Source organism: Longimicrobium sp., assembly GCF_036399935.1.
GTDB lineage: Bacteria > Gemmatimonadota > Gemmatimonadetes > Longimicrobiales > Longimicrobiaceae > Longimicrobium.
Window position 1 is genome coordinate 39484 of record NZ_DASWMD010000069.1, and the last position, 13724, is coordinate 53207.

The 13724-nt window shown below is 69.8% G+C and carries 12 protein-coding genes and 9 tRNA genes; 16 read left to right on the forward strand and 5 right to left on the reverse strand.

The genetic code is table 11. The annotated features are described in order from the left end of the window. Positions 1–95: 95 nt before the first annotated feature. The 13 genes from VGB24_RS20545 to VGB24_RS20605 all read left to right on the forward strand — a co-directional run bounded on the left by VGB24_RS20545 (position 96) and on the right by VGB24_RS20605 (position 3824). The gene (locus VGB24_RS20545; protein ID WP_331074801.1) at positions 96–557 is read left to right on the forward strand and encodes a hypothetical protein; all 462 of its coding nucleotides are present in this window, start codon (positions 96–98) and stop codon (positions 555–557) included. 71 nt (positions 558–628) lie between these two features. Next, a complete protein-coding gene (locus VGB24_RS20550; RefSeq protein WP_331074802.1) occupies positions 629–934 on the forward strand; it encodes a hypothetical protein in 306 nt (101 codons plus the stop codon). Positions 935–1094: 160 nt separating this feature from the next. Beyond that, positions 1095–1937 carry a KPN_02809 family neutral zinc metallopeptidase gene (ypfJ, locus tag VGB24_RS20555; protein WP_331074803.1) on the forward strand — a complete coding sequence of 281 codons (843 nt, stop codon included), beginning with the start codon at positions 1095–1097 and terminating at the stop codon, positions 1935–1937. 165 nt (positions 1938–2102) lie between these two features. Next, positions 2103–2828: a hypothetical protein gene (locus VGB24_RS20560; RefSeq protein WP_331074804.1), complete on the forward strand. Its 726-nt coding sequence runs from the start codon at positions 2103–2105 to the stop codon at positions 2826–2828. A 194-nt stretch (positions 2829–3022) separates the two neighbouring features. Further along, positions 3023–3095: transfer RNA gene (locus VGB24_RS20565), tRNA-Lys, on the forward strand. 4 nt (positions 3096–3099) lie between these two features. Then, a tRNA-Arg gene (locus tag VGB24_RS20570) sits at positions 3100–3173 on the forward strand. Positions 3174–3195: 22 nt separating this feature from the next. Then, a tRNA-Leu gene (locus tag VGB24_RS20575) sits at positions 3196–3279 on the forward strand. 13 nt (positions 3280–3292) lie between these two features. Continuing rightward, a tRNA-Glu gene (locus VGB24_RS20580) sits at positions 3293–3365 on the forward strand. An 18-nt stretch (positions 3366–3383) separates the two neighbouring features. Further along, positions 3384–3457: transfer RNA gene (locus VGB24_RS20585), tRNA-Met, on the forward strand. Positions 3458–3461: 4 nt separating this feature from the next. Next, positions 3462–3536, forward strand: a tRNA-Val gene (locus tag VGB24_RS20590). A gap of 20 nt (positions 3537–3556) precedes the next feature. Beyond that, positions 3557–3629: transfer RNA gene (locus VGB24_RS20595), tRNA-Gly, on the forward strand. A 14-nt stretch (positions 3630–3643) separates the two neighbouring features. Further along, positions 3644–3717, forward strand: a tRNA-Asn gene (locus VGB24_RS20600). 34 nt (positions 3718–3751) lie between these two features. Beyond that, positions 3752–3824: transfer RNA gene (locus VGB24_RS20605), tRNA-Gln, on the forward strand. Between the two features lie 754 nt (positions 3825–4578). Here the strand turns inward: VGB24_RS20605 and VGB24_RS20610 are convergent. The 5 genes from VGB24_RS20610 to VGB24_RS20630 all read right to left on the reverse strand — a co-directional run bounded on the left by VGB24_RS20610 (position 4579) and on the right by VGB24_RS20630 (position 10251). Then, the gene (locus VGB24_RS20610; RefSeq protein WP_331074805.1) at positions 4579–6759 is read right to left on the reverse strand and encodes a TonB-dependent receptor; all 2181 of its coding nucleotides are present in this window, start codon (positions 6757–6759) and stop codon (positions 4579–4581) included. Between the two features lie 67 nt (positions 6760–6826). After that, entirely contained in the window at positions 6827–8575 is a 1749-nt protein-coding gene (gene pabB, locus VGB24_RS20615; RefSeq protein WP_331074806.1) for an aminodeoxychorismate synthase component I, read from the reverse strand. A gap of 57 nt (positions 8576–8632) precedes the next feature. Beyond that, complete coding sequence (locus VGB24_RS20620; RefSeq protein WP_331074807.1) at positions 8633–9073, reverse strand: OsmC family protein; 441 nt, start codon at positions 9071–9073, stop codon at positions 8633–8635. 67 nt (positions 9074–9140) lie between these two features. Further along, complete coding sequence (locus VGB24_RS20625; protein ID WP_331074808.1) at positions 9141–9347, reverse strand: hypothetical protein; 207 nt, start codon at positions 9345–9347, stop codon at positions 9141–9143. 88 nt (positions 9348–9435) lie between these two features. After that, on the reverse strand, positions 9436–10251 hold the full coding sequence (locus tag VGB24_RS20630; RefSeq protein WP_331074899.1) for an inositol monophosphatase family protein: 816 nt from the start codon (positions 10249–10251) through the stop codon (positions 9436–9438). A 219-nt stretch (positions 10252–10470) separates the two neighbouring features. Between VGB24_RS20630 and VGB24_RS20635 the strand changes: the two genes are divergently transcribed. The 3 genes from VGB24_RS20635 (at position 10471) to VGB24_RS20645 (ending at position 13419) form a co-directional block, all read left to right on the forward strand. Continuing rightward, positions 10471–12078 (forward strand): peptide MFS transporter, encoded by a 1608-nt coding sequence (locus VGB24_RS20635; RefSeq protein WP_331074809.1) that lies wholly within the window; start codon positions 10471–10473, stop codon positions 12076–12078. Between the two features lie 127 nt (positions 12079–12205). Next, positions 12206–12421: a hypothetical protein gene (locus tag VGB24_RS20640; RefSeq protein ID WP_331074810.1), complete on the forward strand. Its 216-nt coding sequence runs from the start codon at positions 12206–12208 to the stop codon at positions 12419–12421. A 278-nt stretch (positions 12422–12699) separates the two neighbouring features. Then, entirely contained in the window at positions 12700–13419 is a 720-nt protein-coding gene (locus tag VGB24_RS20645) for a hypothetical protein (RefSeq protein WP_331074811.1), read from the forward strand. Positions 13420–13724: the final 305 nt, after the last annotated feature.

Genomic DNA, 13724 nt, shown 5'->3' on the forward strand with positions numbered 1-13724 from the left:
CGCGGCAAGCACGCCCGCGACGCATCGGGAATCCCGTGGCGAGGCGTTTGCACCCGCAGGTGCACGGAACGCGAACTCCGACATTGAGGTGGACGATGGACCAGGACCAGGGCGGCGACGGCACGCTGCGCGACGTGGAGGACACGGCCGCACGGGTGGCACGCGAGGCGGCGGGCTCGCTGGACGAGAACGTGCGGGCGATGCACGGCGGCCAGGAAACGGACTACGCCTTTCGCCTGCCGCCCGACATGGCCGAGGCCGACCGCATTCGCGGAGCCGACGACGTGGACCTGATGAACCGGCAGGCGAACGTCGCCGAAGGGCAGCGGCAGGCCGCGCAGCTGCTGCAGGAGAATGCCGAGCGGCTGCGCCAGACGGGCCAGGAGCTCAGGCGGACGGAAAGCGCCGTGCGCGACAACCGCGGCGACGTGGGCGACATCCGCGACAACGTCCGCGCGCTGGGCGACCAGCTTTCCGACGTGAGCAACCAAATCGCCCGGACCGAGGTCCCGCAGGTGGACGGGCCCACGGACGGAGACGGCGACGGGCGGAGCTGAGCGCCGGAACGGGACGTGCACCGGGACTCGCCGGCTGCAAACGCAAATCGACCCATCGCAGGAGGAAACGGATGGACCAGAACGATCGCAACCAGGGCAGCGAAGACACGCGCAGCGCCGAAGCGCACGTCCGCAACGCGCATGAGAACCTCGAGGCGCTGCAGGACCAGGCCCGCCGCGTAGAGGCCACGGCGCCCGACACCGACCAGCCGGTCGAGGGCTTTCGCGTGAACGGCATGGGCGGCGAAGACAGTTCGCAGGCGAACGACAACCTGCGCAACGTCCAGGAAAACACCGAGGCGCTGCGCGACCAGGCGCGCCGGGTGGAAGCATCTACCCCGGACGACATCAACCGCACCGGCCCGCAGAACGGCTGAGGCAACTGGATCACGGCTGGGCGGCGGATCACACGGTCCGCCGCCCCGCTCTTTTTCGTCGAAGTCCGGCCGCCGCGCGGGCTAGCACTGCGCTTGCGAGAGGGACGGCGAGTGTGTGCCGCGCAACGCGGAACGGCAGGCATCGGCTGAGGAGAAGCACATGCGCTGGAGAGGCGGAAGGCAAAGCTCCAACATCGAGGACGGCCGCGGGCGCGGCGGCGGCGGCGGGATGGCGGCCGGGGGCGGCATCGGGGCGCTGGTGCTGGGCCTGCTCTACTACGCGCTGACCGGCGACTCGTCGGGGCTGCAGCAGGCGGCGGCGCCCGAGGCGGAGCCGGCTCCCACGCAGACCACCGCCCAGCAGGACTCGATGTCGCAGTTCGTGTCGGTGGTCCTGGCGAGCACCGAGGACGTGTGGCGGGGGCTCTTTCAGCAGTCGGGCGAAACCTACGAGGAACCCAGGCTGCGGCTGTTCACCGGCCGCGTGCAGTCGGCGTGCGGGGGGGCGAGCGCCGCCGTGGGGCCGTTCTACTGCCCGGCGGACAAACGCGTGTACATCGACCTGAGCTTTTACGAGCAGCTGCGGCGCGACCTGGGCGCGCCCGGCGACTTCGCCCAGGCGTACGTGATCGCGCACGAGGTGGGGCACCACGTGCAGACGATCAGGGGCATCTCGCAGCAGGTGAACGCGGCGAGCCAGCGGGTAAGCCAGGAAGAGGCCAATCAGTTGTCCGTGATGCAGGAGCTGCAGGCCGACTGCTATGCCGGCGTCTGGGGCTACCACTCGCAGAAGCAACGGAAGTGGCTGGAGACGGGTGACGTGGAAGAGGCGCTGGGGGCGGCGACGGCCATCGGCGACGACGCGCTGCAGGGGCGCCAGGGAGACGTCCGGCCGGAAACCTTTACCCACGGCAGCAGTGCACAGCGGGTGCGCTGGTTCCGCCAGGGCTTCGAGTCGGGCGACGACCGCTCGTGCGACACCTTCAAGGCCGAGCGGCTCTGATCCAAGGCCGGCGGAGGGAAGATGCGGGGCTGCCTGGAACGGGCGGCCCCGCGTTCGTTTTCCTGTAGAAGCCGGCGCGCGGGGCAGCGCTGCTGAGGCACGGGCGGCACGTTCGTTGTCCATCCCCCGAGGTCCAGGCTGAAACCCATCCACCGGGACCGTGGTGTGAGCGTAAGCAGAACCATTCGCGGCGACGATGCCGGCGGGCGGCTGACGACCCGGCCCGGGCAGCCTTCTCGGACGGTGGAGCCGGGGCTGCACCGGCTAGAGCTGGATCCGCGCCGCGACGCCCTGCTCTACGTTCCCGCCGGGTACGACGCCGCGCGGCCGGCGCCGCTGGTGGTGATGCTGCACGGCGCGGGCGGCAGCGGGCAGAACGCCCTGCGCATCCTGCAGGGGATGGCGGACGACGCCGGGCTGGTGCTGCTGGCGCCGGATTCGCGCGACCAGACGTGGGACGTGATCGTGGGCGGGTTCGGCCCCGACGTGGCGTTCATCCAGTCGGCCTTGGAGGAAACCTTCGACCGGTGCGCCGTGGACCCCGCGCGCGTGGCGGTGGAAGGCTTTTCCGACGGCGCCTCGTACGCCCTGTCGCTGGGCATCGCCAACGGCGACCTGTTCACCCACCTGATCGCGTTCTCGCCGGGCTTCGCGTCGCCCCCGGCCCAGCGGGGCGCGCCGGAGATCTACGTGTCGCACGGCCGGGCCGACCGGGTGCTGCCCATCGACGCGTGCAGCCGCCGGCTGGTGCCCAGGCTGGCGGCGGCGGGCTACGCGGTGAACTACCACGAGTTCGGCGGTGCGCACACCGTTCCGCCGGACCTGGCCGCCGAGGCGGTGGCGTGGTTCCTGGGCCGGGAGCCCCCCGCGGAGCGACAGTCATTGGCCTGAGGCAGGCGCCAGTTCGGGCAGATCGGCACGGCGAGACGGGAGATCGTGGCGGGGGGCTTCACAAGCGGGCGCCGCGCTGGTATATTCGTCGCCCCGCACCGACCGAAGCGTGGCAGCACGCGCGACACGGCGACGCGGCGGGGGCTTGCGCAGGCGGCCGGGCGATTGTAAATTCTGCGGCTGCAAGCAATTAGGCACCGATAGCTCAACTGGCAGAGCAGGGGACTCTTAATCCCAAGGTTGTAGGTTCGATTCCTACTCGGTGCACTGCGCGCCCATAGCTCAGCTGGATAGAGCGTCTGACTACGGATCAGAAGGTCGGGAGTTCGAATCTCTCTGGGCGCACCTTCCGGGTTTTTGACAATTTGCTCCTGTGGCGGAACTGGTAGACGCGCTAGATTCAGGATCTAGTGGGCGCAAGCTCGTGGAGGTTCGAGTCCTCTCGGGAGCATGATGGGTGCAGGGCCCCGTTCGTCTAGTGGCCTAGGACATGGCCCTCTCAAGGCCAAAACACGGGTTCGATTCCCGTACGGGGTACTTTTTGCAGGAACGTGTCGCGGGGTGGAGCAGCCTGGTAGCTCGTCGGGCTCATAACCCGAAGGTCGCGGGTTCGAATCCCGCCCCCGCTATGAGGGTCGCCTAGCTCAGCTGGTCCAGAGCGCTCGCTTCACACGCGAGAGGTCGTAGGTTCGAATCCTACGGCGACCACTGCTGGTGTAGTACGTTGTGCGGGCATAGCTCAGTTGGTAGAGCGCAACCTTGCCAAGGTTGAGGTCGCCAGTTCGAATCTGGTTGCCCGCTCTGTAGGTCGGTAAGCCCACTTAGCTCAGTTGGTTAGAGCATCTGACTGTTAATCAGAGGGTCCCAGGTTCGAGTCCTGGAGTGGGCGTTCTCGTCGGGATGGTTGGTTCGGTTCGGCTTGCTGCCCCTTGGTGTAACTGGCAACACGTCTGACTCTGGATCAGAAGAGTCCAGGTTCGAGCCCTGGAGGGGCAACTCCCAAACGCCCGGACGCGCAAGCGATCCGGGCGTTTCGTCGTTCATCACGGGTGAGTCTCCTGCCGACGCCCCCCGCGGGAGCGGGTGAACCCGCCGCTCGGAAAGCGGTAAGCCCCGACACGGGCCGCTGGCGCGTCCCGTTCGGGGCTTCAACCGCACGCGCGCGCCACCTGCCGAAGCACGATTGTCATCCCGACGGAGCGGCCACGGCCAAGCCTGAGTGTACACCGGCGACCGCAGCGACCGAGGGATCCGCCACACACCCGCCGAAGCGCACCGTTCCGTCCGGCTCACCCCTCCGCTGCTCTGCCGGGTCGCGCCACGCACCAATCACCACGCCGCCGTTTGTAGCCCACGAAGGTGGACATCGTGTGGTCGTTGCAGCGAATTCATTCGCCCGTGCAGTCCCGAGGGCGCGCCATTCCGAGCTTCCAGCGGCTGGGCGAGGCTCGCGCACGTCCGAGGTCCCGGGTTGCGTGACCGCTGCCGCGCCAATGCTTATTCGTGGTTCAGGCTAGATCCTTCGGCCCGCGAGGGTTGTGCTGCGGGCGGGTGCGGTGCGCCTGGGCCTCAGGATGACAAGCTGTGGTGCGCTAATACCTTGGGCGCTGGGCCTCAGGATGACAGGCTGTGGTGCACCGAGAACTTGGGCGCGCGCCTGGGCTTGAAGTGTACCCCCTCTCCCACGCTGTTTGGCACGCTGTTTGTGGGAGAGGGTGGCACGCGTGTCGGCGCGGCCGGGTGAGGGCCCCTACCAGGAAAGCCGCACGCCCGCGTTGATCACGCGCCCCTCCAGCGGTGCCCACGCGTCCGTCGTCCAGCGGCGCTCGGCGGAGCGCATGGGGAGCACCAGCGGCTGCCACCGCGTCTGCCGCGCATCCAGCAGGTTCTCGGCGTTCACGAACACACGCGCACGGCCGATGGTGCGCTCCGCCAGCATCCCGACGATCAGGTAGGCCCGGCTCTGGTCGCGATACGGGTTCTCCTCCAGCGACTGCAGTCCGGTGTAGTACAGTTCCAGCCCCAGCCTTCCCCGCCCCTCCGCTTCCCACATGGCTACGAGCCCCGACTGGTGCCGCGGCGTGAGCGGGACGGTGCGCCGTTCGCTCGTCCGGAACTGCGGCTCCGTGGCGCGCACGTAGGTGTGAGTAGCCGTCACGTGCCACGGCTCGCGATGGTACCGCAGCAGCGCCTCCGTTCCCCACGTGCGCGTTTCGCCGGGGACGTTCGCCAGCACCAGGTCCGTCGCCAGCTCCGGGACCACGAGCTGAAGCGCATCGTCGACGACCGACCCGAACACGCTGGCGTTCAACTCCAGGTTGCCGATCGTCCGTCCTACGTCCAGCGAGGCGCCCCGGGCCCGCTCGGCCTTCAGCCCCTCCAGCGGCCGCAGGGGCGCCAGGCCGATCGCCTCCGTCTCTTCCGTGAACGGTGTCGGGGCGTAGTAGCCGCCACCCGCGGACGCCCGGACGTTCCACCCCGCGCCCGGCCGCACCAGCGCGGAAACGCGCGGACTGACGAAGGTGCCGTATTCGCTGTGCCGGTCCACGCGGCCGCTCGCCGTCACGCCCAGCCACTCGGCGGGGTGCCAGTCGTCCTGCGCGAACAGCGAGGGGATGGTGAACGTGTAGTCGAAGCCGGGAACGTCCTGCGCGGCGTACGCCTCGCGCTGCAGGGCCGCGCCCAGGACGAGCGTGTGCGCGCCCCGCGTCCACGCCGCCGACCCCTCGCCGAACCAGGTGGCGTGCCGGTCGCGTTCGCGCACCTCGCCGAAGCGGTGGTCGTGGCGCTGCCCCATGGCCGACGCGCGGACGTTCAGCAGCGTGCCGCCCGTGAGCCAGCGGGCGACGAGGCCCGCATCGGCCCGGCGCGTCCGCAGCTCTTCGGCGAAGCGCGCGCCGCCGGGGATCTCCCCGCCACCGTTGCGGTCCTCGGCCGTCGCGCCGACGGTGACGAAGAGCGAGCGGCCCTGCCCGTCGTCCCAGAACAGCCGCGGGCGCACCACGCCCCGGGCGTACGAGGGCAGGTCGGCCCAGCGGTCGCCGTCCACGTCCGCCCTCCGCTGCCCGTGCGCGCCGCCCAGGAAGGTGTAGCCCCAGCGGCCGCCCAGCGCGCCGGACGACCAGAGCACCGCGTCCGCACCGCCCAGCGTGGTGGCGTTCAGCAGGAGCTCGCGGTCGTCCGCGGGGCGGCGGGAAACGAGGTTCACCACGCCGCCGAGCGCCGACGCCCCGTACAGCGCCGATGCCGCGCCCTTGATCACCTCCACCTGCCCCAGGTCCATCGGCGGAATCTGCAGCAGGCCCAGCGACCCGCTCTGGCCGCCGTACAGCGGCAACCCGTCCGAGAGCACCTGCGTGTAGCGCCCACGCAGCCCCTGCACCCGCACGTTCGCGCCACCGAGCGAGGGCGACGTGGTCTGCACGCGCAGCCCGCTCGTTTCGTTGAGCATCATCGAAACGTCGCCGGGCGTCATCATCATCTTTTCCTCCACCTCCTCGCGCGCCAGCACCTCCACGCGAACCGGCGCGTCCTCGATGCGCTGCTCGCTGCGCGTGGCGGTGACGATCACCGTCTCCAACTCCCCCGCGTCGTGCTCGTGCTCGCCGGTTTCGGCTTCTGACGGGGCGAGACGGATGGTGACGGCGGTGTCGCGATCGGTGACGACGTCCAGCGAGGCGGGGCGATGCCCGTCCGCGGAGATGCGCAGGCGGTGGCGGCCGGCGATGAGCCGCAGCACCGCGGCACCGCCGCGGTCCGTCTCCCACGCACGGCTGCCGGCGCGCACCACGGCACCAGGGATCGGCCGGTCCGCGGAGGTGACCGTGACGGTGATCGCGACGGAATCAGCCGCCGACTGCGCGCGCGTGGCCACGGGTGCGAGCAGGACCGACACAAGAGCGATGGCGATGAATACGAGACGAGAAGACATCTATGCGCGGCGGCCCGGGATCGGTGAGCACGTTGAGATTGCCCCAAACTTACATCGCCACGCGGACTTACGCGACCAGCACGGCCCGGCGCCAGCGGCGGACGGAGTTGACCAGCCACATCTCTTCGGCGCGGAGGAGGTCGTCCGGACGGATCACGCGCTCGCGGATCTCGCCGTGCGCCAGCAAGTCTGCGCGCAGCACGCCGGGAAGGAGCCCGCTCTCCAGCGGTGGCGTCCACTGCGCACCGTCGATGCGGACGACCAGGTTGGCGATGGTCGATTCGGTGATCTCGCCGCGCTCGTTCACCAGCAGCACGTCGCCGCAATCCGGACGCGTGGCCGCCCGGCTTTCGTACACCGCGCGGCTCGTGGTCTTGTGATACAGCAGCGGGTCGTGGCTGTCGACCGGCTCCCGGGCGATTGCAACGCGGACGGGCTCGGGTGATGGCTCCAGCAGCGCGCTCGTGACTGAGATCAATCCCTCGCGCGCGAGCGTCAGGCGAGCCCGCATCGGGCGGCCGGTGAACGTGTCCGCGGCGTCGGCCAGGGACTGGATCACCGCCTCGCGGTCGAACGGGAAGTCGAAGTACTCGGCGGAACCGGTGAGCCGCTCCAGGTGGCGGCCCAGCAGGTACCATCCGCCGTCCGGCTCCCACAGCAGCGTTTCGAGCAGGTGGAACCCGGCGGGCGCGCGGCGGGCGAAGGCGGCCTTCGCCAGGCACTCGCCGTATTCGGCGGATGCGTCGGAATCGAACGTCACCCCGCTGCCGACACCCAGCTCCACCTCGCTTGTGGCGTGATCGAGCACCAGCGTGCGGATGGCCACGCTGAAGGCCGACTCGCCGGGCGACGCGAAGCCGATGGCGCCGCAGTACACGCCACGGGGCGCATTCTCCAGCTCTGCGATGATCTCCATCGTCCTCACCTTGGGCGCGCCGGTCACCGAGCCGCAGGGAAAGAGCGCGCCGAAGATCTCCGGCAGCCCGGCACCGGGACGCAGCCGGGCGCGGACGGTGGAGGTAAGCTGGTGCACCGTCTCGTACCGCTCGGGCTGAAACATCCGCTCCACGCGCACGCTGCCGAACTCGGCCACGCGGCCGGCGTCGTTCCGCAGCAGGTCGACGATCATCAGGTTCTCGGCCCGGTCCTTGGGCGAGGCGGCCAGCTCCGCCGCGAGCGCGCGGTCCTCGTCCGGCCACCTGCCGCGCGGCCGGGTGCCCTTCATCGGCCGAAGTTCCAGGTCGCTGCCCGTTGCGTGAAAGAACAGCTCGGGCGACGCGGAAAGGATGGAGAAGCCGTCCAGCCGCAGGAACGCGCAGAACGCCGAGCGCTGCGCCAGGCACAGGCGCTCGTAGAACGCCAGGTCGTCTCCTCGAAACTCCGCACGCAGACGGGCGGTGAAGTTCACCTGGTAGGTGTCGCCAGCCTCGATCAGGGAGCGGATGCGTTCGATCCGCTGGCGATATTCGTCTTCGGAAATGTCCATCCGCCACGGCCCGAGCTCCACGTCCGCCGCCTCGCCGAACGCCGGCTTCACCTCGTCGCGTCGGGCGTAGAGCGCAAACCAGGCGAGGGGAAGACGCGGATCGGGCGGGCGGGTGACGAGGGCGGGATCGAACGCGGGCGCGGCCTCGTATGCGACGAACCCGGCCGCATGTAGACCGTCGTCAACGGCGCGCTGGACGGCGGCGAGCACCGGCCGCACCTCGTCTACGGTGTCTGCCCGCAGCACGCTCTGAAAATCCCCGAAGCGCAGGGAACGCGCGCCGCGCCGGGGATCCAGCGAATCGAAGCGAATGACGGGCGGGACGGCCAAGGGCGGGTCGGATGGAGAAACGGCGCACCGGATCGACAGGGATCCGGCGCGGCTGGTTCAGCCGGCGGCGGGGCTCAGCTCGATCTCGTAGTCCAGCCGCGTGTCAGGCGCCAGCGAGCCCGCGACGGAGCAGTACTTCTCAAACGAGAGCTGCACCGCGCGCTCCACGTGCTCACGGGGCGAGTCGGACGCGAGGCGATAGGTGAGCACGGCATCCGTCAGCCGGCGCGGCGGGTTGGGCGCGCGGGAGAAGCGCACGGAAACCGACAGCGACGACGCGGGCGTGCGGCGCTTCTCCAGGTAATCCACCACGTCGATGGCGGAACAGGAGGCGAGCGAGACCACCAGCGCGTCCACGGGGCTGGGCGCCGCCTGCGCGTCGCCGTCCACCGTGAGCGTGGCCCCGCCAGGGCGCCCGCCGCGGTAGCGCATGCCGCCTTCCCACACAACCTCGATCGGGTACTCCGCCGGCACACCCTCGGGCATTTCGGTCATCATCGGATTCGAAACGGGAAAACGCCCGCCCCCTCCGCGGGGCGGGCGGTGCCGCGTGTACCGGGTTCGCTCAGTACTGGGGCGGAGGCGGCCCGGACGGCGGCTGCTGCGGGTCGCGCGGCTTGGTGCGGCTGGTGGCGGAAATGATGCCGATCCCGATCAGCACGATTACGCCGACCGCGATCCACATGGTGGGCGCGCCCATCAGGTGGGCGCCGATCGCCAGCCCGATCACGAAGATCACGAATCCCACGAGGTACGTTCCGAAAGCCGACATTGTCGTTCTCTCCGCGTTGGTGTGGCCGCGTGTAGCGGCGCGGTCCACAAGCCACCGATGCACGAGAGGTGCCGAAGCGAGACGCGGACTACGATTCCGGGCCGATCGCGTCCACGTGCGACGCCGCCAGCGCCACCAGCCAGGTGTGGATCGCGCCGTTGCTCGCCAGGACGCGGCCGGTCACCAGCGGCTCGTGAGTATCGCCGGGCCAGCCGCTGACGCGCCCCCCCGCCTCGTGCACCAGCAGCATTCCCGCGGCCACGTCCCATGGCGACAGGCCCACCTCGAAGAAGCCTTCGACCTTTCCCGCGGCCACGAAAGCCAGGTCCAGCGCGGCGCTTCCGGCCCGGCGAACGTCGTGGGTGCCGCGCACCGCATCGGCCACCAGCCGCATGTACGCGTCCAGGTTTCCCTTGCCGCTCTTGAACGGAAACCCCGTCGCCAGCAGCGCGCGGCGCGCGTCCGTCACGCCGGATACGCGGATCGGCGCGCCGTTCAGAAAGGCGCCGCCCCCGCGTGCGGCATGGTACACCTCACCCAGCAGCGGCGCGTGGATGACCGCCGCGGCCATGCCGTCGTCGTCCGCGAAGCCGATGCTGGTGCAGACGAAGGGGTGGCCGTGGACGAAGTTCGTCGTTCCGTCCACCGGGTCCACGTACCAGCGCCGGCCCGTGTGCACGTGCGCCGACGACAGCTCCTCGCCGACGATGGTGTCGCCCGGAAAGGCGGCCAAAATGCGCTCCGCCACCAGGCGCTCGGCGGCCTCGTCCACCGCCGTCACCAGGTCTGCCCTGCCCTTTTCGCGCACCTCGGCCGCCCCGCCGCGCGCGGTGATCAGCGCCGCCGCGCCCGCCGCCGCGTCCAGCGCCACCGCCAGCTCGGCCGCGAACGGCCGCGTATCCATCGTCACGAAAAGGAACTCCCGGGCGCCGCCGCCGGTACGCAGGTCCGCCCGCAAGGGGCCGCACCGCACCCATGGTGGCGCGGCGCGGGGGCATTCTGTACATTGCGCCGCCCACACGCAAGCACGTCCGCACGCTGTCAGTTGCGGCCCATCGCCGCACCGCCGGTCGGACGAACGTTGATCCGGCTTCCCGGCCCCACACCCATCCACCGATTCGGCATGAGCAAGCGACTCTCACCCCAGTACGGCGGCGGCGGAACCCTCGCCGACGACCCGATGCGCGGCCACGCCTCGCAGGACACCCGGTTCTTCGGGCATCCGCTCGGCCTGTCGACGCTGTTCTTCACCGAGATGTGGGAGCGGTTCTCGTACTACGGCCTGCGCCCGCTGCTGGTGCTGTTCATGACGGCGGCGGTCACCAGCGGGGGCTTCGGCTTCGAGCGCGGCGAGGCATCGGCCATCGTGGGCATCTACGGCTCGCTGGTGTACCTGGCGTCGCTGCCGGGTGGATGGGTGGCCGACCGGCTGCTGGGATTGCGCCGCGCCATCTTCGTGGGCGCGGCGCTGATCACGGCGGGCCACTTTTCCATCGGCCTGTCGTACTTCGGCGGCGAGGGCACGCTGGGCAAGTCGATGTTCTTCCTGGGCCTGCTGCTGATCGTCTGCGGCACCGGCCTGCTGAAGCCCAACATCTCGGCCATCGTGGGCGACCTGTACCCCGAGGGCGGATCGCGGCGCGACGCGGGATTCAGCATCTTCTACATGGGCATCAACCTGGGTGCCTTCGCCGGCCAGCTGATCACCGGCGCGCTGGGCGAAAAGGTGGGCTGGCACGCCGGCTTCACGGCGGCGGGCGTGGGCATGCTCTTCGGCCTGCTGTGGTACTCGCTGCGCGCGCAGAAGACGCTGGGCGACATCGGCAACGAGCCCACGCGCCACCCCGATCCCGTGGTGCAGGCGCGGCAGGAGCGCACGGTGAAGGCCGTGATCAGCGCCATCGGCATCGCCATCGCCATCGTGTTCATCCTGGGCGCCACCAAGATGATCCACCTGGACGCGCAGGCGATCGGTGGATACATGACGTACGTGCTGGTGGGCACCGCGGCCGTCTACTTCGGCTACATCTTCATCTTCGGCGAGCTGAATCGCGACGAAGTGAAGCGGGTGGCGGTGATCATGGTGCTGTTCATCTTCGCGGCGATCTTCTGGAGCGCCTTCGAGCAGGCGCCCACCTCGCTGAACCTGTTCGCGGCCGACTTCACGGACCGCAACATCGGCGGCTGGGAGATGCCGGCCACCTGGTTCCAGGCCATCAACTCGTTCTTCGTGATCGCGCTGGCACCGGTGTTCGCCGCGCTGTGGCTGACGCTGGGCCGCCGCAACCGCGACTTCTCCAGCCCTGGCAAGTTCGCGCTGGGCCTGTTCTTCGCCGGCCTGGGCTTTCTGATGATGATCTTCGCGGCCAACAAGGTGGTGGCCGGCGGCGGGCAGGTGCTGGTTTCGCCCTGGTGGCTGGTGGGCAGCTACTTCTTCCAGACGGTCGGCGAGCTGTGCCTGAGCCCGGTGGGCCTGTCGTCGATGACCAAGCTGTCGCCGCGCAAGTTCGTGGGGCAGATGATGGGGATCTGGTTCCTGGCGTCGTCCGTGGGCACGCTGATCGGCGGCCTGGTGGGCGGCCACGTGGACCCGGAGAAGCTGGAGCAGATGCCCCGCCTGTTCACGGTGACCACGGCGTCGCTGTTCATCGCCGCGGCGGTGCTGGCGCTGCTGAGCATTCCCATCCGGCGTATGATGCGCGAGGAAGGTGGAGCGGCGGGCGCGCACTGAGGCCCGTCGTGATGCAGTGAGGAGCGCCGCGCGCGAACGGGGTTCGCGCGCGGCGCTTGTCTCTTTCGGGGGCACCCGCCGCATGCGCCGGTGTACGGGCACCCCGACCACGCACAACGAGATGGGAATGACGGACGACGAGATCGGGGAGCGCCTCCGCGACCGCGGGCTGGAAGAGGACTACATCCGCGAGCTGCTCGCCAGCCTGGGCTTCGACCCGGCGGAGGGGTTCACGGTGGACAGCATCGATGCGCTGGATACGGCCACCATGCCGCAGCGGCGGAAGGCCGCGCTGAGGACCTTGGCGCTGGCGGATGATGCGGAGGGAACTACTAGTGCGTGAGTGCGTGAGTGCGTGAGTGCGTTAGTGCGTGAGTGCGAAACAGTGGATGGCCCTTCTCCAGTGCGCTGGGGGAGGGCTTTTTGCTTCCGCGTTCGGGTGCGTCAGGTTGGGCTCGGTGCTCGGGCCGGCGCCCCCCATCCCCAACCCTTCCCCCGCAAACAGCCGCGGGGGAAGGGAGCCAGTAGAGCGCGCGGGGACGGCCGCGGCGTGCGCGGGCTCACGTCGAAGCGCGATTCAGGTCTCCCCTTCGCTACTCGCCCTCGATCGGATTCGCGACCATGGCTGATCGCATGCTCGCCGTTGCGACCCAGGTCCTCGCGCTCGCCGCGCTGGCGGGGCTGGCCTCGTGCGCGCCCGTGGTTACGCACCCGGCGCGGGTACGGCCGGGAACCGAGTTCGGCATGGCCGGCGGGTGGAGCCTGCCGGCTTGCGATTCGTGCCGCGCCGGGCTCGTCCCTCCCATCGGCGCCACCATGCGGACGAGCTGGACTCCGCGCGGTCCGCAAGGGCCCGGGTACTCGGTGGGGCTGCTGATCCCCGGCTTCATCTTCCTTCCCGGCTCCACGCTGGACCTGTACACGCAGATGCCCGCCCCGCCGGGGGAACCGGTGTACGGCGGCGGAGTGACGGTGTCGTTCATGGACGTGATGCCGTACCTGCAGTTCGGGCGCGAGGACGAGCGGGGACATGGTTGGTACACCACCCAGGGAATCGTGCTGGCCGCGTTTCGCCCCGAGCCCGAGGTGTTCCTGAACGGCGGAAACGGGATCGTGTTCGAGCGCGTCGCCGCCGTGTACTGGAGCCCTACGGTGGCATACCACGAAGCGACGGCTACCCTCTACCTCTCTGGCGCCTTCGGGAGCCATGACCCAGGCACCGCACACGAGCCGCTCCCCCGCCAGCCGGTGATCGCCGTGCTCTTCGGCATGTCGGTGCAGACGCGGAATCCCTTCTCGTTCCTGGACCCCGCGCGCCTGCCACCTCGCCAGCGGCGCTGACGATCGCACCCCTCGCCCGCCAGACCCCCTCGACGAGCCGCCCGGGAGCTTTCCCGGGCGGCTTCTTCGTGCATGCGTCGGAAGCGGCTGCCACCCAAGCGGCACCACGTACTTTTCGGCTACTTTCGCGGCGAGCGGTCCCTGCGCGCAATCTGCGCAAACGTTTGCGAGATGCACATTTAGAGGCACCACCCCGCCCACTCCGCACTCCTTGTTTCGCGGATCTTCTCTTTTTATTCGGGTTATGTTAATCATCCATCGGGTCTCGCGCGCGGCAGCGTCCCGCAACCGCGAATCGCCGGCCC